At 36.1% G+C, this 19,905-nt stretch carries 7 protein-coding genes, 1 rRNA gene and 1 pseudogene; 3 read left to right on the forward strand and 6 right to left on the reverse strand.

Annotated features, from left to right (window positions below; genetic code table 11):
* Positions 1–497 precede the first annotated feature (497 nt).
* Both ACFIMU_RS07410 and ACFIMU_RS07415 read left to right on the forward strand, forming a co-directional pair.
* A complete protein-coding gene (locus ACFIMU_RS07410) occupies positions 498–671 on the forward strand; it encodes a hypothetical protein (RefSeq protein ID WP_375696963.1) in 174 nt (57 codons plus the stop codon).
* A gap of 2,743 nt (positions 672–3,414) precedes the next feature.
* Positions 3,415–3,819, forward strand: coding sequence for a flagellar protein FlgN (locus ACFIMU_RS07415; RefSeq protein ID WP_375607272.1), 405 nt, complete (start codon positions 3,415–3,417; stop codon positions 3,817–3,819).
* Between the two features lie 407 nt (positions 3,820–4,226).
* Here ACFIMU_RS07415 and rrf read toward each other — a convergent pair.
* The 5 genes from rrf to ACFIMU_RS07440 form a co-directional block, all read right to left on the reverse strand.
* Positions 4,227–4,341, reverse strand: a 5S ribosomal RNA gene (gene rrf / locus ACFIMU_RS07420).
* Between the two features lie 1,346 nt (positions 4,342–5,687).
* On the reverse strand, positions 5,688–9,131 hold the full coding sequence (locus ACFIMU_RS07425) for an autotransporter outer membrane beta-barrel domain-containing protein (RefSeq protein ID WP_375696964.1): 3,444 nt from the start codon (positions 9,129–9,131) through the stop codon (positions 5,688–5,690).
* A gap of 135 nt (positions 9,132–9,266) precedes the next feature.
* The gene (locus ACFIMU_RS07430) at positions 9,267–11,057 is read right to left on the reverse strand and encodes an autotransporter outer membrane beta-barrel domain-containing protein (RefSeq protein ID WP_375607274.1); all 1,791 of its coding nucleotides are present in this window, start codon (positions 11,055–11,057) and stop codon (positions 9,267–9,269) included.
* A gap of 141 nt (positions 11,058–11,198) precedes the next feature.
* Positions 11,199–13,547: an autotransporter outer membrane beta-barrel domain-containing protein gene (locus tag ACFIMU_RS07435; protein ID WP_375614684.1), complete on the reverse strand. Its 2,349-nt coding sequence runs from the start codon at positions 13,545–13,547 to the stop codon at positions 11,199–11,201.
* Positions 13,548–14,177: 630 nt separating this feature from the next.
* Positions 14,178–16,700 (reverse strand): autotransporter outer membrane beta-barrel domain-containing protein, encoded by a 2,523-nt coding sequence (locus ACFIMU_RS07440; protein ID WP_375607276.1) that lies wholly within the window; start codon positions 16,698–16,700, stop codon positions 14,178–14,180.
* Positions 16,701–19,059: 2,359 nt separating this feature from the next.
* On the opposite strand from ACFIMU_RS07440, the pseudogene ACFIMU_RS07445 reads away from it, so the two are divergent.
* Positions 19,060–19,662: pseudogene (locus ACFIMU_RS07445) on the forward strand (integrase arm-type DNA-binding domain-containing protein); the annotation flags it as partial.
* Between the two features lie 110 nt (positions 19,663–19,772).
* Here the strand turns inward: ACFIMU_RS07445 and ACFIMU_RS07450 are convergent.
* Positions 19,773–19,905 (reverse strand): autotransporter outer membrane beta-barrel domain-containing protein (locus tag ACFIMU_RS07450; RefSeq protein ID WP_375696966.1); only part of this gene is annotated, 133 nt, incomplete at its 5' end.

Consider the following 19,905-nt stretch of genomic DNA (forward strand, 5'->3'; position numbering starts at 1 on the left):
ACTCAAATGTTTTTCTCAAACTATTTTAAAAAAATTGCTTTTGATTTGAGAATATTATAACATTAGTTAAGTTGTGAGGCTGTTTTGCTAGGACGGTTTTGCCGGATGTGTGAGGAATTGAGCGCTCTCCACATCTTTTCATTTTTCTCCTCTCTTTTCTGAGTTTGCAAGGTCTTTCCTTATTATTTTTTTATCTTAATTGTGTCGTTATATTATCATGTTGAGCAGTGGAGCTCATATAAAACTTTACGTATGAGGTGTTTTTTGTTCTTGAGTGTGTGATAAATGTTTTTATAAATAACACTTTGATTTATAAAAATAACTTAATTATTATTATGTTAAATAAGGATCTCGAATAACGTAAGCTTCTCTTATTCCAAATCTGTTCTCGGTTGAATTAATTAAAACCATCTTCTTGCATGGTACAAGCATGGAGAGCCGTGTAGATAAAAACTGTTGGAGAAAGAAGTAAAAATGCCTCTTATAAACGATCTCAAGTGCTAAAGGTTGTTGCAACATTTGGGGCTGGAAAAGTGTTTGATGCTGCTGGTTTATTTTCTCATAAGGGTAAAGATGGTGTTCAATGGATTTATCATAAGCTTCATGAAATATTATCCTTTAGGATTGTGATATGCACTGAAGGGGGGAAGAAAAAGGAACTTACTCAATAAGGAGACAAATTATTTACAGATCGGATCTGGTAGAAAATTTCGTTTTTTAAGCTGGGAATGAAGTTGAGATTCAAGATAGCGTGAAAAGACGGACAATGATGGTTAAAAATGCATACAAAAAGCAGAGTTTACCCTCAAATAGTTGCAAGCGATGTTTGAAGTTGGATGTGTGGTTTATCTGTAGAATTAAAATTTTGCTTTGCTCTTATGTGAAATTAAGATGCTCATTTGCACAGATTATAAAAAGCCAAGAGAGTATTAGTATATTTCTATTACGAGAATTAAAATAACAACAAAAGCATTGATGGTGATAATCAAGGTTGAATAAAGCATAGCGGCTTTTACGAGATCAGCCATAAAAACCTCTTTCTGTTCTTTTTGAGGTGATTTTATGAATAACAATATGTTACAATCTGTAATATATTCTGATACAACATATTCGGCAAGCTTAAAATCGTTCCTTTGTTTATAAAAGCTTAAGGAGTTGGAGTATTGTGAATACTAAAAAAGAAAGTTTTAAAAGGACTATTGATTGATTTTGTAAGTTTTGTGTTTCTGGAAACTTTTTTATCCTGTTATGCTATAAAGCACTGTCATTTATAACGGTAATATAAGACATATAAGTTTTCTTGGAACGTTTAAGTATTTTTTAGTGTACGATGAATATTCGTAGGTTTATTTGTTGAGATTTTCGTTTAAGTGAATCAGATGAGGGGAAAGTCAAGAGAAGAGCGTTTGACAAAAATTCGGACTGCGTACAGAGCCGATTGAGTTAAGATCTTGGTTCTTTAAGGTGAGCGGCGGAAGACAAAAATGTTTTCTGATCGTTTATCTCATAGCAAGATTGGTTAATGCTGCTCTAATGGGGCATATTTTGCACAAAAGTAAAGAACGCTCCAAACGAAATATACTTATGTTGTATATTCGTATATTTGTATTGCATATTTATGTACTTGTTTTAAAGAAACATCTCTCAACGCACACGACAGACATTTTACGATGACACTCGTAAATGGCATAACGGTAAATGTGAATAGTATAACAGTAAAGCTCTCGTGAAATAATATAAAATTTGAATAATATAAAAATTTATAGAATGCTATCATCTTTATACTTATAAAAGAGCAAGTCACAATTATCGTATGCTTGCTTCCAATGTTTATTATAGTTCTGGGCATTTGCTAAGGTTCATAAGAGGCATTTTTCTTTCAGCGTATTTTATCAACACATCAAGGCGTTGTTTGTGATGTGCAAGCAAGTGATTTTAATTTATTCAACATGGAATAGATTTGAAATGTGATGATTATGAAAGAGAAGAGCCGCATTTAAAAGGTTAAACGAGAGAAAGATCGTAACAAAAATTGTACCTTGATTATAAAATGATTGTTTCTCTGTTTTTATACCAGTAGCGCATGTAAAGTCGCGATATTAAGAGAAAAATGTGTTATGGAATGAAATAATCTATAGGAAGATGCTGTGAAAATTCTGAAAATATCAATGGGGGGAGCGTTAAGCATTATTAATTGTATAATGTTTTTATTTATAATGATAATCTATCGTTATTCAACTTGAATTAGATCCCTGAATACTGGAATTTTTTTCATTCCAAATCTGTTTCGTGGTGAATTAACCAAAACCATGTCTTTTGCAGTTACAAGCAGGGAGCGCCCATGCGCAGAGAAATTATACAAGAAAGGCCACGCTTTATGAACCGTCTTAAGTGCCAAGGGTATCAGAACATAAGGGGTTAGAAAAATATGTGATGGTGCTGGCTTGCTTCTTTTATTAAGCGTAAAGATGGAAAGTGCTCAATGGATTTTATACATGTCATGGAAGATTTATCATTGTACCATTCATGCATTCATGGGCCGCGGTGCTAAATAGGCTTGGGTGCACTTAAGAGATATTTCTTTAAAACAAGCGCGTGAATATGCGATTGAAGACGTATCGAACTGATTGGCTAAGAAACTCTTGAAAAGGTTCAAAAAATCTTATATAGTCGTTCATTGCAAAGAAAAGCGAATGATAATTTAAAAAAGGAAGATTGATGGCTGTTTAGCTATTTTAAGGTGTCTTTTTTTATATTGCTGTATGGCTGATCTGTTCAAAAGAGCATTCTTTTTGTGTTTTATGCAAAATACTGCATGTGTGCAGAAAGAGTATGGGAGAGGGGGGTGTCCTTTTGAATGGGTGCAAATTGATCTTGTCGGGCGCCATCTTATGGGGTGCCAGAAGGTGTACAAGTTTAAGTGCAGAGAGAGCCATGAGGTTATGGAGGGTAAAGTGCTTCTATCAGTAAAATGCTGAAATTTTTGATGGGCTTAAGTCTTTATATGCTGCAAGATAGACTGCGGTTTTTTGTCGGCAGATATTTTTGTGGCTGAAGTTCTCGTGAAAGCATTGTTATTTTCTATTGAAGATGAGCTCGTGATAAAATCGGCAAAGATAAAATCGGCAAGGCGAAATAGACAGAGCAAATATGGAAGTTTCGATATTGCTGTAAGGTTTGAGTTTATAGCGTTTTGATGGATTAGTATAGCCACAATGATGGTTTTGGAGCAAAGAAAAAATATTTGAGAGAACGCGTTAAAAGTTGAAGTGGTATACACTTTGAAGGATTGTCGTGCTGTTGTAGCAATGTTCGATTACGAGCTTGGTTGAGTGTATCAGCATTGAAGAGAACCTGTTTAATCTCCCTCATTTGAAAGTAAGATTGAACAATAGTGTTGAAGGGGAAGTAAAAATGTCTGTAGTGCAATATGGTGATGATAGTTTTGCGGCAAAAGCAAAAGTTCTTGATAACAACCTTATTGATCGTGATTGGGCGATGACAAAATTTGTTGCTGCTGTTAAAGGATTAGCTCAAGTTGTTGATTATGAAAGCAATATGCTAGAGAGCAGTGGTGTTCCAGATTACGAAGAAATAAATTTGCGTAAAATACGTGGTTTGCGTGATCTTAATAAATCCATGAGTGATGTGAAGCGCTACATGAATCAAGATATTGAGCATGAGGTTGAAAGTTTGTTGTCTGATTTACAAGAAAAATTACAGCGTAATAGTGAATTACTTCAAACACATTTAAATGCAGTTAATGATCTTTCTAAAGCTATACAACTATCTGGACGTGCAAAAGAAATAGAGGAATAAATTCAAATCTGATTAATACGGGCTGTTCTAACTAATGACAATGATTAGGTGGGGCAGTTGATTTGGATAAATAGTGCGTTTAGTGAGTAGACTTGTTTTAAGCGCATTTTGGTATTTAAATTATTATCCTGATGTACTGTAAAACGCTGTTCTTAAAACAGTATTTTTAAAGGTATCGTGATGTGAACCGCATGCGGTGAGAAGCTGGCCGGAAGAGAACTCAGAGAAGGCGGATTATTTACAGAGCATTGTTTGCAGACTGAGTTAATAGGGAGCTTCATTTTTTAGTTTAGGGGGAGAGGCGATCAAGAGAATATTTAGACCAGCCTGTGATGCCTTAAAAACAGCTTCCTTGGGGCTGTGGTAATGTAAGGTTTATACATTGGTCTTTTGCATGCATTTAGCAGATCTGGCGGCGACTTACTCTCCCTTGCCTTAAGGTAAAATATTATCAGCGCTGGAGCGTTTCACGGCCGAGTTCGTGATGGGATCGGGTGCGTTCACTCTGCTATAACCACCAAGTCAGCAAAAAGCATGAATGATGAAGAGTATGTGATGAATATTGCCTAAGCTTCATGAAGTATTGTCCTTTGAAGTGTGGTGATATGAAGCGGTTAGTTGCTTAAATCTATATGTTTGAGACAAAAATTAAAGCGGTTTAATATTCTCTTCTGCTGTTTTTAGTTTTTGTATACCAGATTGGAGAGAGCATCCAGATTTGAGTGAATATAGTGCGATACCTTTGTTGGCGTAATATTTGAAATGGGGAGGTGATCTTATTGGGAAAGAATAAAGAGGGTAGAAATCAGCTTCCCTTTGTACCACTGTCCTTTAATTTAGCTTATGTCTTTCAAAAGTATCTAAAGCACTATCTGTTAAATAATGAAGATTACACATTGTTTCACGCTTTTTTTATTGTGTTTTTTACTGGGGGGATGGCTTTCATACTCAACAAAATACTCAAAATAGAATGGATTTGTTATTCCTAATTCACGGCCTTGTTTTAAAGAGATATCTAAGCTCTCAAGTCTATTTCGGATGGTGTTTGTGGGGCAGTGCAACGACATCTTTGATGCAACGGTGCTTGTGAATGGTATAATAAGAAAGTTCCCATGGAAATAATATAAAATCTATAGGGCGCGACCATCTTTATGCTTAATAAAAGAGCAAGTTGATATTGTTATATTTTTCAACACTGTCATATTTTTTGTTTGATCCCAATGTTGCTACAGCCCTTGGCACTTGAGATAGTTCATTAGAGGCATTTTTAATCTTTTCTTAATAGTTTTTTATCCCCATGGCTCTTCCCTCTTGTCACTTGTAAGAAATATGGTTTTTGTTGCTTCAACATGGAACAGGTCTAAAATGAAAGAATCTAACGATATTCTGGATTCTCATTTAACATGGAAAACAATTAATTGTCTTTATAAATCAATATCTTGTCTTATAATGGAGCTGCTGTAGCATTGAGATTTTAGAGGAAAAACATGCCTTTAAGAATTTATACCAGATACTAGTCTTTATAGCAGGTATATTAAATGCACATCATCTAAAATAAATGGAGCGTCTACAGCGAAGAAGGTGCTGACTTTTTTAAAATCCGCATGAATGCTTATTCTGTTGTGCTATAAAAACATTATCGCTTGAGGTGTGGTCATAATATAAGACATAAAAATTTTATGCGTGGGGTATTTTGATGAGAGATTGTTATGGTATTCAGTTTTTTATTCAATACGCAAAAGAAATATTATAAGTCAAAATCTTCTTTGATGTGATAATGATTTTTGAGAATTAAAAAATGTATAAACTTAAATAAAAAAGCAGCACTTTGTGCTGCCCTTTTATTTAAGTTAAAATTAACTTCTGCTTTAGAAACGATAACGTATCCCGCCAGAAAAATTGGTGCCAGATACACCGGCTTTTTGCAGTTTTTGCCGATAGCTGATATCGGCGTTTAGTACGATATTTTGAGAAAGATATGCATTCACCCCCATGCCTCCCTCAACTGAAGAGCCGGTAGGATCAACATGAAAGGTATCAGCAATTTTTATTGTTTTACCATCGCCAAAAGTTCTGATAACATTCATTTTACCATAGAAGGAAACAGCCTTGTTTTCTTCAACAGCCATTATCGTTTTTGTTAAACGTCCACCAAAACGGATCAACCATTGATGTGGATTGCCCATGTCTACTTTTAAGCCATTGGTATCTGAGAAAATATCAAATATGAGATTTTGATAAATGAATTGAGCTTGTGGTTCAAAGACCAGCCCTTTTGTATCGGTTGCTAATTTCTGACCAATGGTTGCAGATATATTAAGCATCTCGGTACCATCTAATTTTGCGGCATTCCCAACAAGAGCTGTGGTAATATTTCCTTTTAAGGTTCCGTAAGAAAGAAGAGCGTTGACATATATACCATTGCTATGCTGGATGCCGCTATAAGCGGTAAGTGACCATTTATCAAGCGTTGTCTTTTCAGAATCTTGCATCTCTTTTGGCGTAAAGGCAAGCTTTCCGTACGTTCCTAAAAGACCAAAATATGCGCTTATGTCTTTGCTTTCTAAGGCGGCTAATATGCCTCCTAATTGTAAGGCAGTATAGTTTATATCAGCACCATAACCATAGTGCAGTGGATCGCGGTTGGAAGATAGGGTGACCTTCTCGCCGTAGGAAGAGAAAAAGATACCATTCTTTTTATTGTCTTTTGCCCCAAATACTGTTGTGCGCATATTGTCTAACAACGTGTTTTGATTGTTTACATCAGTAAATCCAGCAGAAAATAAAGTATTAGATATGGTTAAATAGTTTGCTACCTGTGGTAAAAGGGCTCGAACTTTTTTGTCTTTATCAATGTAGGCATTCTGTAAGCGGAAATCCCAAAAATCATGATTATTTTTGCCAAAAAGATTTTGGCTCTCATGAGATGTTCCTGGTTTATAGCCTGTGAGTACATATTTATAAGGTTGTTCACCTATTGTCGTATAGTTTTCTGCTAACGTGAAGGAATTTTCATTTGCTTGTCCGGAAACTTGAATGATTGAAATCCCATGTGTCCCTAAAGGAAGTGACGCCATGCGTTCTTCCCAAATAGCAGAGCTATCGGTTTGGAGATTGATGTGAACAACAGTACTCCCTGAGACATCGCCATTAATCACAACGCGATCAGTTTGTTGTTCCGTGATAGGAGAATGTTTATCCCATTGAGTGTTTACATAAATCTCTGCAAGACCCGCTGTACTATAAACCGCTGCTGTGTGAGTTGTTTCGTCTTCTTGCGAAAGATTAGGTCCTATAAACAGAGTTTGATAATGTCCCTCCACTGGCTTGTCAAACATAATGACACTGTTTGTAAGGTGCAATTCAGAAAGATTAGAGTATGATTTTTCATCAACACCAAACTGTCTATAGTCATTTAAAATATTATCATTATTTGTGACATTTTTATTCGCCTTTAAAAGCCATTTCGTCCTCTCTTTTAGATCAAAAACTGTTCTATTATCTTCAGAAGTTCTTACCCGACCTTCTAAAGAAGAGTGGTCTGCAACTAATGTAATGGTGTTTGTGGAGGCACTTTCGTTCTTGATATTTTTTAATAAAATATCGGCATGAACTTCTGAATTTTTAAGGTTGACTTCTCCGTTTACGCCTGTTCCATAAAGGTTGATACCGCTACCATGTTCAACGAAAAGCTTTGTATTCTCTAGGGTTACTTTATCAGCAATATTGGCTACATCTTGTTCTTGAACGGCATTGGTGTTCTTTTTAGCATTGCGTGTATATCGTTTTCTAGGGGCATTATACGGATTGTTGCGGAAAATAATACCGTCTGCTTCATAATTTCCCGTGACATGTACGCTTGAATCCTTAAGTTTTATTGTGCCCTCTATGTTTACCAAAGCAGCTGTTTCTGCTGTTGCAGTAATGCCTGTAGCATCAATTTCTCCACCATCTGATACGCTTAGTGCAACAAAACGCGCATCAACTGTTCCCCCTATCATGTTGACTTTTGAATTATTTCCCTCTGCATGTACAGCAAAACTATTGTCTTGAATTTTTTTGTTATGTAACGTTATGGTCTTACCGTTTTTAGCTTCAACTCCAGTGCTTATATCCTCAATTTGTGTAGACTTTTCATATTGTTTTATCGGTGATATTGGTTTTTCAATCTCTGGTTTTTCATACATTTTTTGTGCAGATGAAGATTGCACTGGCGCTGGTTTTACAGATTTTGGTGGTACCTGCAATGCTGGTTTTCCAGTTTCTATTCTTAAAGATGTTTGCTGTATGCGTTCTGACTCTTTAGGCACTGGTGATTGTTCTGCTGTTGGTCTTGTAATGCCCGCCTCTGTAGATTCAGAGTTTCCAGATACCTTTTGGGCAGATGTGGGTTGTGTGGGCGTTGGTCGTACAGATTCTGGTGATCGTGATGATGTTGGCTGTGTGAGTTCTGGTTCTTTAGACGTTGGTGATAGCTTTGTTGCTGGTTTTGTAGATTCCGCTCTTGTAGATTCAGAGTTTGCAGGTGTTGGTTGTAAATTGGGTGCAGATTGTGTCGCTTCTGATTGTGAAGAGACAGCAGAATTTGGAGGCGTCTTTTCGCTGGAAGAATCTGTAGAAGAGGTGGTGGCTCCTGAACGCCTTCTCGATTTTGCTTCCATTCCTGTTGTTGAAGCTGTTCCTTTTGTTAAAACTATCTTTGTTGTTGCAGTTTCTTCTCTCGTTGGAGCTATTTCTGTCGATGGTGATTGTGTAATATCGCTTTGTGTGGCTGTAAGGCTAGACTGTAAACTTTCTATCGTTTTAGTTTTTGATGTTTGTATACTTTCTCGAGCATGCCTATGCTTTTGTTTTGAGGAAGAAGTTGTATTTTCAATGGTTACATTTGGGAATGTCGTTTTTCCTTTAGAATTTTGAGAAGAAGCCTTGGACGTTTCTGTGTTTTTAGGGGGTGTTTCAGGTTGTGTAATTGTTCCAGGTTCAGAAGATTCTGTGGAGGTTTTAGGCTTTGTAGGGTGTTCAGATGATTGGGGGTGTGTTGAAGAATTTGTCGTTTCTCCATATGAAGAGCGTGTATATCTCCTTAATTTTTCTCCAAGTTGCATGTGAGGAACGACAGTGCTTGTAGGAGTAGACTTTGTAGGTTCATTTCCGGTAGGATGAGGGGGGATGATCGTTCTTTTGGAGTCAGATGTTGTCGGGGGAGAAGAGAGATCTATCGTTGGAGTCATAGCATGAATAGCATAAGACAAACTGTTGGAAGAATAAAACAGAACTCCGGAAACTGTGTATAGTAAGAAGCTTTTTTTCATATGGATGTATTCCTAAAATATTTCCCCCTCTCTCATAAAAAGTAAAACTTTGACCTCATTATGTCTCTTTTGTAAGAGACAAAACGAAACATAATGAGATCTCTTCATATTTCAAGATAAGGAATACAAGTATTTTTAAAAGTGATAGCGCATTCCAGCGGAAATATTTATTGCAGAGATGCCAGCTTTTTTGAATTTATGTTGATAGCTGAGATCACTATGAAGCTGAATATTTTGTGATAAGTGTGTGTGAATACCAAAACCACCTTCGATTAAAGATCCCATAGCTGCAAGCTGAAAATTTTTACTAAAAGTTTTGATCATGTTCAGTTTGCCGTAGAAAGAAACAGCATGTCCTTTGTTTTGCGTTAAACGTCCGCCAATACGGAGCAGCCATTGATAAGGATTACTTATGTCTATTTTAGAGTTATCGTCATCTGAGAAAGAGCTCCTATCTGATAAAGAACCAAGCATGAGACGTTGATAAACAAGTTGTGCTTGCGGTTCTAGGATTACACCTTCCAAACTGGTTGACAGTTTTTGACCAACAGTTGCAGCGGCTCCTAATGTTTTACTATTCTTCACTTTTGAGGTATGTTTGATGAGAGTTGTAGCGTGATTTTCTTTGAAAATTCCGTAAGAGAGAAAGGCACTTGCATAGATGCCACTGTCATGCTGAATATTTCCATATGCGGTGAGTGACCATTTATCAAACATATTTTTTTGAAAGCTCTCCTTGTTTTTAGGAGTAAAAGACAGTTTCCCATATGTTCCAAAAAGACCAAAGTTGCTGCTGATATTTTGATCTTTTAGCGCTATTAGTGTTGCTCCTGCTTGCAATGCAGCATAGCGAATATCTGCTTGGATACCATCTTGTTTTGCTTGAACCTTAGAAGAAAAGGTGCTTTTATTGCCATAAGAGGATAAGAAAACGCCTCTCTCTGGATGATCTTTGGGTTCAAACATTGTTATTTGCATATTGTCTAACAAGATATTTTGATTGTTGACATCACTAAACCCAACGGCAAACATCGCAATAGGCATGGTTAAAGAACTTTCTTCTTGTGGTGTAAGAGTTGTGCTTTTTTCTGTTCCATCAAGAGAAGTAGAAGCTGCGGTTGCTTTATCATCATCTGTAAGTTTAGAGGAGCTCTCTGTCGCAGCGGTAGCGGTATTCTCAACCTTTGGGAGCAATTTCATATGCGCTTTTTCTGATGTATTAAGAGTCGTTTTTGATTCCGAGGAAGTGGTGTTTGTTTGGGGATCAATATCAGATTGCGAATTTTCATTTATTTTAGGCTGTCTCATTCCATGATCTGTTCTTGTGAATGAATTGTCCTTGTGTTGGGCAGCAACGTGAGCGGGTGGTAATTTATCACTAGCGCGTTTTTGTCTTGTGCTGGAGTCAATAAGAGGTTGTTTATTCTCTTCAGATGCAGGAGGGGTTGGTTCTTCTTTTTTCTTCACGTTGGTTATTCCATCGTTGTTCAAAGTCTCTAATACTGCTTTGCGTAAAGTATTGGAAAGTTCCTTGTTTTGTCCTTGTAAAGCACTATCCAATTGTACTGCTTTATGTAATATTTCTGCTTTATTTTGCAGTTTAGACCAATTACGATTGTCTTGGCTCATCCATTCTTGGCGCGCAGCATTAACACGTCGTTGGTTATTGGCATCAAGTGCTTGATTGAAGTGCGAATTATCCTCCATCATGGCGCCAGAGGCTATCTTTTCAAGATTTTTTTCTGCTTGTGTTGGTGTGTTTATTAAATCAATGACATGGCGATATTGTTCAGGTAATTTCATAATCCCTTCAATGGCATGGCGTTCCTGGGGGCTTAGAGCAGAGGCGGTGCTGGTAGATGTGAAATTAAAAGAAGAAAAAAATAAAGCACAAGCGGCTGTACATAACAAAAGATTCTTATGCATAGAGATGTTCCTTAAGATATTTTCTTTATTTTGCTAAAAATGAACCACTTTTTGACACATTACGGTTTTTTGTAATGTAGTTAAGCAGCACTGTTTTCATCTCAGCGCTGCTTATGCGTCAAAATAGAGAGCTAAAATTGTTTAAAAGCGATAACGCATTCCTCCGGAAAAATTAATTCCAGAGAACCCAGCTTTTTGAAGTTTATGTTGGTAATTAACGTCAGCATGAAGTGCGATATTTTTAGAAAGTTGCGCGTTAATGCCAAGCCCACCTTCAAGAGAAGAGTCCATAGAATCAAGATGGAAAGAATCAACAATATCAATTGTATTTTTCTCACCAAAAGCTTTAATGACGTTCAATTTACCATAAAAAGAAAGAACACGATCTTTTTCAATAGGAAGTATTGTTTTTGTTAAACGACCTCCAATACGGACCAACCATTGATGAGGGGTCTTTATATTAACTTGGAAGCCATCAATATCTGAAAGAGTGCCAAAGGCAATATGTTGATAAATAAGTTGTACTTGTGGTTCAAAGGACACCCCTTCAACACCAGTTGCTAGTTTTTGTCCAACGGTAGCTGATATATTTAATGTATCCGTATTGTTTAATTCTGTGGTGTTGCCGATAAGGGCTGTTGTAATATGTCCGTTTAAAATGCCGTAAGAGAACAGTGCATTAATATAGAGACCATTGTCATGGTGGAGATTTCCATATGCCGTAAAGGACCATTTATCCAGTATGCTTTTGTCAGAACCTTCCATGTCCTTTGGCGTAAAAGCGAGCTTTCCATATGTGCCTAAAAGACCAAGATTCGCGGTTATATTTTGATTTTCTAACGTTGTTAATGTCATGCCTGCTTGTATAGCAGCATAGTGAACATTAGCACCATAACCATATTCCAATGGACTACGGCTGGAAGATAACGTCATCTTGTTGCCATAAGTCGATAAAAATATCCCTTTTTGTTTATGACCTTCTAATCCAAAAACTGTTGAATGCATATTATCTAACAGTGTATTTTGATTGTTTATATCAGCCAAGCCAGAGGAGAATACTGCATTATGCATAACCAAATAGCTTGCCATTTGAGGAACAAGAGCTTTGATTTTTCCTTCATCATCAAGAGTCGCATTTTGTAGACGGAAATCCCAAAACTCTTCACTTTCTTGCAAAAGACTTTGCTGTTTGTCAGCTCTCCCACGGCTGGATGTTGGTCCATAGCCATTTAATACATATTTATAGGGTAATCCATCCATTGTAGTGTAGCCATTTACCAGCGTGAAGGCGGCTTCCTCTGCTTTTCCAGACACCTGAACAAGTGAGAGACCACGCGCATTCAAAGGAATGGAAACTTCATCATCATCGAATGGTTCTGCACGCTTTGAAAGATTGTTGAAATAGATCGTTGTGGTGCCTGAGACATTACCATGAACGAGAACACGGTCAGTTTTTTGTTGTTCTTTTATAAGACCATTACTCCATTCGGTATTAAAGTAAATCCTTGCGTTGCCCAATGCATTGTAAACCGTTGTTGTATCGAAGCTTCTGTTTTGCTCTGCTTTTGCAGCTTCAGCTATTGGCTGTTTTCCCACATGCAAGGTCTGATACTGATTGTCTGCTAGTTTATGCGGCGCATTAAATATAATAGAGCTATTATTAAGGTTCAATACTGAGACAATAGACTGTGCACGTTGTTTAATATCAGTGAGCAAGTATCCTTTAGAGCTGTCAAATTCTTTGTCTACTTCAAATTGACTAATCTTTAGGGACCACTTGCTGTTATTGTTGAGAGTAAAAATCGTTGTATTTTGAGGTAAAGTCTTTGCTCGTCCTTCTATAATCGAATTGTCAGCGCTTAATATAAAAGTGCGAGGATCGATATCTTTTGAGTTTTCTGGGATTTTATTTTTTAATAATATATCAGAACGAATTTCTGAACTTTTAAGTTCTACCTCAGCAACAGATTTTGCATAATCTGGTCCTAGAATACCAATACCATTTTCAATAAGAAGTTTTGTGTTGGTAAGAATTGCTTTATTGATAACTTTTTCGCCCTCTTTTACTTGGGAACTTGGGATGTAATCAAAAAGGATACCACGACTTTTGTGATGTCCGGAAACATTAATGATTGAATCTTCAATATGGATGATGCCGTTTGAAATTTCTAAACCACGGGAATTTGATTTTCCTACAGTTTTTTTAGCATGAATACGTCCACCTGTTGTTGCGGTAAATAAATTTGAGTCTGAACGCATTGTTGAATTTGTAATGGTGATAAAGGCTTTGTCATCAGCAACCACTGTTGTATATGCGCTGCGGATAAAAACGTTATTAAAGGTTTTTTCTTCTCCTGCTTTATCCGCACGAGCCATAACCATTGTAGGAGCTGATGTATTTGCATAAGTTGAACCGAAATGAGAAAAAATCAAAGTTCCAGCAATTGTACATAACAAAAAATTTTTCTTATAAATATATTTCTTACACATAGATATGCCTTTAGTATTTGGTATGCTTTGATGCTTACTTCATTCCCCTGATGGCGCAAGTACCCAGACAGTTTCTATATCATTATGTTTTTATTGTAAACAACAAAACGAAATATTGCGTCCTGTTCTTTATCGTTTAAAAAATGATTTTAGAAGAGTTTTTAAAATAGAAATTGCAGTGAGCAACTATGAATTGTAGAAAAGCTAGATTGATAAGTATTCCGTTTAAAAGTGTTAAGAAACAAAATATTTTGCAAGGATGTTTGTTGCTTAAGGCTGTTGTTATGAAAACTCTACAAAGTTTTTGGAGAAGCTATTGTTGTGCGCTTACAAAAAGCTTTTAATTGATTTTCTTACACAGAAAATTATTTATTACGTGTTTTAAAATACAAAAAAATTTATTAAAAACATTTGATTTTTATAAATCAAAAAGGCAGCTCTCTTGAGAATCCAGTATTCATTTAGAGATAACAGATTTTGTTACATTTGGTTTGAGTGAGATTAATTGGCTCAAGAAAGGTGGTAGAAAGATCGTTATTGACGGTTCGTTCCGATAGATTGTAAAAAGGCAGCTCATTTGTACTGCCTTTTATTAAAATGAATAGAATATAAATTATTTTTTGCTTTTTCTTAAAACTGATAGCGTATTCCGCCTGAAAAGCTTGCTCCAGATATACCTGTTTTTTGAAGCTTATATTGATAGTTAACATCAGCATGAAGTGCGATATTTTGTGATAATTGTGCATTTACACCAAGTCCACCTTCAAGGGCAGCTCCCATAGAATCAAGGTGGAATGATTCACCAATCTGTATCGTACCATTGTTAGAAAAAGCTTTAACAATATTCAATTTACCATAGAAAGAAAGAATATCGCCGTTTTCAATAGAAAGCTTCGTTTGCGTTAAGCGTCCACCAACACGCACTAAGTATTGATAAGGATTTCCCATATCCACATCAAAACCATCGACATCTGAGAGTGTGCCAAGCATGAGACGTTGATAAACAAGTTGTGCTTGTGGTTCAAAGACCAATCCGTTCCTACTGGTTTCGAATTTTTGTCCAATGGTTGCTGATGCACTGAATGTATCAGCATTTTTCAATTCTGCAGTCTTTCCTATGAGAGCTGTGGTGATATCTCCCTTGAGCATTCCATAGGAGAAGAGTGCATGGATGTATATCCCATTATTATGGTGCAGCCCACTATATGCAGCAATTGACCATTTATTGAGTGTACTCTTGTCAGCACCTTCCATGTCTTTAGGGGTGAAAGCTAATTTCCCATATGTCCCTAAAAGACCAAAATTGGTGGTCATGTTTTGATCTTCTAGAGCTGCTAATGTAATGCCTGCCTGTAAAGCTGCATAGTGAATATCGGCACCATAGCCATATTGTAATGGCGTACGGTGAGAGGATAATGTCATCTTATTTCCATAAGTCGAGAATAAGATTCCTTTGTTTTTATGATCTTTTGTCTCAAAGGTGTTTTCCTGCATCGAGTTGAGTAAAGTGTTTTGATTGTTTATATCAGCCAGTCCAGCTGAGAATAGTGCGTTAGGCATGGACAAATAGCTTGCCACTTGAGGAACGAGAGCTCTGATCTTTCCCTCATTATCGAGAGTCGCATTTTGCAAGCGAAAATCCCAGAAATTTTGATTTTTTTCCAAAATGTTTTGTGCGTTGTTTGCTTGTCCAAGGGATGATGAACCGGTATTTTGCGCTTCTTTCTCTTTTGGTGAAACGCCTTCAATCATTTTTCCTGATTCTGATATCGTATAGATTGTGTAGTCTTTGAGGGTATTTTCTTTTGATTCTTGTGATATTCCGCTAAAATGACTTTGTGTGCTATCGGCTGTCCCATGGCTGGATGTTGGACCATAGGCTTTGAGTATATATTTATAGGGCAATCCCTCCATTGTGGTGTAGCCGTGTGCAAGTTTGAAGGAATCTTCATTTGCATTTCCAGAAACTTGAATGACTGAAAGACCACGCATATTCGAGGAAACAGAATCTTCAGCTTTTAATATCTCACCTTTCGCAAGGTTCTTGATATGGACTGTTGTGCTGCCTGATACATCACCATGAATAAGGAGGCGGTCAGCTTTTTGCTGTTCTTTTACTAGACCATCACTCCATTCAATATTAAAATAAATTTTTGCATTGCCTGTGGCATTGTAAACTGTATTATAAGTGCTTTCTATATCGGGGATTGTACTTCCCTCAGGTCTACGAACCTCAGCTGTTCGCCCTACATACAAGGTATGATAATGATCTTTTTCCCGCCCTTGCGGTACCTTAAATATGATAGAACTATTATTAAGATTCAGTACTGAAACGGTAGAAAGGGTTCGTTGTTTAATATCACTGAGCTCATAGTTAAACGTATTAAAGTCAGTATCGACTTCCTCTTGAGAGGTCTTTAAGTACCATTTGCTCTTGTTATTCAGAGTCAAAACCGTTGTATTGACTTTTAAAGTTCTTGCTCGTCCCTCTATTGTTGAATTATCAGCGGTTAATGCTAAAGTTACAGGAAGAGTATCGTTATCATAATATTTACGTTTCGTTTTATTTCTCAATAATACGTCAGATCGAATTTCTGAGTCTTTAAGTTGAACTTCAGCAACGGCTTTTGAGCAGTAGGGACCAAGAATACCGGTACCGTTTTTCACAAGAAGTTTTGTATTGCTAAGAACAATCTTATTGACAACTTTTTCTCCACTTTTCAGTGAAGAATCTTTTGTTTCATAAAAAACGATACCACCGGCACCTCCTCGTTGGACGGTTATGGTTGAATCTTCGACGTCGATTATACCATTCTTTGTTTCTAAACCTTTATACACTGTATTGACTTCAATTTCTTTAGCATGAATGCGTCCACCTGCTGATACAGAAAGTGCAGACATTTCCGTGTGTATTGTTGATTTTACAATTGTGATAGCTGCTTTATCATGCGCTAATATTCCAGGTCCTTTATCGCGGACAAGAACATTATTTAAAGTCTTTTCTTCTCCCTTATTTAATTCAATCTTCCCAAAAATTCCAGGAGTTTCAGGAGCCGATGTATTTGCATAAGTTGAACCGAAATGAGAAAAAATCAAAGTTCCAGCAATTGTACATAACAAAAAATTTTTCTTATAAATATATTTCTTACACATAGATATGCCTTTAGTATTTGGTATGCTTTGATGCTTACTTCATTCCCCTGATGGCGCAAGTACCCAGACAGTTTCTATATCATTATGTTTTTATTGTAAATAACAAAACGAATTATATTGATGGTGTTCTCTATGATTTGAAGTTTTGCTTCAGAAAAACTTTTTTCATGATCATAAAAAGTTGAGAAAAGTGGATTTCATAAAACCTCGCTTGGTTAAGCTTATGCTAAAAGCACTATGAAGTATGATATTTAAAAATTGTCTATTAAAGATAATCGCTATAAAAGCTCTATAGTGTTGAGATGTATTATTTGATGCACTAACCAAAACGATCAGCAAATTTTTTCTGCTATAAGAAGAAGAGATGAGGGGGGCTATTCACAGGCTTTCTTTAAGGAGGCTAAGGGTAGCAAAGCCTATTTTTCTAAGGAAGCACAGCCCATTTCGCGACGGTGTTCATGAATGCTATAACGCTAAAGCCGTAGAGTTCCATCATATTTACGCTTACGAAGGAGCAAGCCGATACCTTTACGCTTAATAAAAGAGCAAGCCCGTCACACATTTTGCTAGCTCCCAATATTTGTGATAAGCCCTTGGCACTTGAGACAGTTCATTATAGGACTTCTCAGGCTTTTCTTATATAACTTTGCTTCACACGCCAGCTCTGCTTGTAATGTGCAAGTGAATGATTTTGATTAGTTCAACATGGAACAGGTTTTAAATGAGAGAGATTACGATATTCAAGATTTTAATTCAATATGAGTAATGATAAATTATCATTATAAATCAATATTTTGAATATTCAATTTAAAACATCTTTTATTGATATAAAAAGAACTTTATTGAGTGATTTCATTTTATAAATGAAAAAATTAGCTTTCTTGAGCATTTTGTATATGAAAGATAAAGCGCTTGTTGTTAGATTTTCTTTTCATGCATTAATTTTCTCAAAACTGTTTGTTTAGAAGAACCAGCAATGGAAGTGTAAATAAATCTTTATAGATAGCGACAACACATCGTAAAGAAAGAAATTATTTTATTGCTATAATAGATTGTAAATAAAAAAAATACAGTCCGTTTTTTTGTTAATAGTAAACGGATTAATATGCTTATTTTTTATAATTTTTATATTAAAATTGGTAGCGTATTCTATCAGAAAAACTTGTCTCGGCTACACGTCTTTTAAAGTTTTTTCTGATAGTTTACATCAATATAGAGAGTTAAATTGTGAGATAATTGTGTATTGTGCTAAACGCACCTTTAACGGCAGAATCTATCGGATTAAGGTAAAAATGAATACCAATCTGTTTAGTATCATCAATATCAAAGTTTTTTAAGGAAGTTCACTTTCTTATATAAGGATGGGGTATGGTCTTCTACGGTCCTAACAATAGTTTTTGTTAGATACCTACTTATCCGGACTAACTGGGGAGGCTGTCTGATTTAATTTTAAGATTATCAATATGTTAAAAGTCGTTAAAAATCAAACCATTAGCACACAAACTATGTTTGTGGTTCAAACGGTTAGTTCTCTGATTATTTTTTGCAAATTTTTGACAAATGATTGTTGAGGCAATTAACATTTTTACAGCATAACTTTAATAGTATTTTTATAGAAGTTTTAGAGATATTTGCTGTCCAGATATCATAAGGGAAGAGTGTAGCCATATGAAAACACTGTTATGCTCTTATATTATAAGCTATGATTGATTATTTATCCGGTATGTTTTTTTTCATTTTCTATATCCTTTGGAATAAATGAGAGTGGCTGTAGGTTTCCTATCTGTTTTAAATGTGCAGTGGTTAACTTTTCATTTTTCTAATATCATCTTTGCTTGGACAGCTCCATGGTGCATATTTGCACCATATCTATCTTCAAAGAAGAGCATAATTGAACGGTAAAGTTGTTGTACTTCCATAAGTGAAAAAGCAAGAAATCTTCTATTTTTTAAGATTTATTCTTAATGCTGTTATCTTTATATTATCTAGAAATACACTTTGCTTAGCTTTATGGGAAAATTCGATGATGAATAGCTGCGCAATCCATGTGAAGAGGAAGAAAAGCGTATTTAAGTAGAAAAGAAAACACTTCAGGAAAAAATGGATTTCATGTACGAAAAGGCAGCATACTTTGTGACATATTCTAGATAAAAATACCTTATCTTTTATCTTGATAAAAATGGTATAATATACTGATTTATAATGATAATTTAGCGTTACTTTCATTGAGTTAGAGTTCTGAATAACGTAAGATTCTCTCATTTTAAACCTGTTTGTCTTAAATCAAGAAAAACCATTCTCTTGCATACTACAAGCGGGGCTGGGCGTGTGGGTAAAAAATGTATAAGAAAGGACTAAAATGGCTCTTATGAATCGTCTCAAGAGCCAAGGGCTTTAGCAACACCCACGAGCTGGAAAATATAATGATGGTGCCGGATTGCTCTTTCACAAACGTAAAGATGGGGGTACTCAATGGATTTACCGTTATACCATTCATATACCATTCATGGGCGCTGTCGCTAAATGGACTTGGGTGCTTTGAGAGATGTCTCTTTAAAACAAGCTCGTGAATTGGCAAACCCAATAGCGTTCTGTTCTTCGTGATGGTCATGATCCCATTAAAAAACGTGAGAAACGAAAACGTGAGGCAATGCGTAATCTCCATTACTTAAAAAACATTGCCTTAGATGCTTTTGAAAGTCGTAAAGCTGAATTAAAAAATGATGGTAAAGATGGAAACAGGTTTTCACCTTTAAAACTCCATATTCTCCCCAAATTAGGCTGTCTGCCTATTTCAGAGATTACACAAATAGAAATACGCAATATCCTCGCTCCCATCTGTCATACAAAAGCTGGAGATGCTAATACAGCACTGATGCGTCTCAAGCTTTGTTTCAAACATGCTGCGGCGTTGGGTGTGGATGTTGATTTACAGGCAGTAGAAAAAGCAAGGGCTCTCTTAAGGAGGGATAGTGTAGTGTTATTAGGATTTATAAAGCGAAAAGGCAACACGATGTGCTGCCTTTTTTGTTAATGCATAGAAAAGAAATACGCTATTTTTACAGCCTTGTATTAAAACTGATAACGTATTCCTCCTGAAAAGCTTGCACTAGATATACCGGTTTTTCGAAGCTTTTGTTGATAGCTTACATCACCATGAAGGGAGAAATTGTGAGACAGTTGCGCATTGATGCCAACGCCGCCT

It is taken from the genome of Bartonella sp. AC70YNML (genome assembly GCF_042196545.1).
In the GTDB taxonomy this organism is placed as follows: domain Bacteria; phylum Pseudomonadota; class Alphaproteobacteria; order Rhizobiales; family Rhizobiaceae; genus Bartonella.

Bases quoted from the DNA above. Each gene is read 5' to 3' on its own strand.
- ACFIMU_RS07430 (WP_375607274.1), bottom strand. From the start codon at position 11,057: ATGCATAAGAATCTTTTGTTATGTACAGCCGCTTGTGCTTTATTTTTT.
- ACFIMU_RS07415 (WP_375607272.1), top strand. From the start codon at position 3,415: ATGTCTGTAGTGCAATATGGTGATGATAGTTTTGCGGCAAAAGCAAAA.
- ACFIMU_RS07425 (WP_375696964.1), bottom strand. From the start codon at position 9,131: ATGAAAAAAAGCTTCTTACTATACACAGTTTCCGGAGTTCTGTTTTAT.
- ACFIMU_RS07435 (WP_375614684.1), bottom strand. From the start codon at position 13,547: ATGTGTAAGAAATATATTTATAAGAAAAATTTTTTGTTATGTACAATT.
- ACFIMU_RS07440 (WP_375607276.1), bottom strand. From the start codon at position 16,700: ATGTGTAAGAAATATATTTATAAGAAAAATTTTTTGTTATGTACAATT.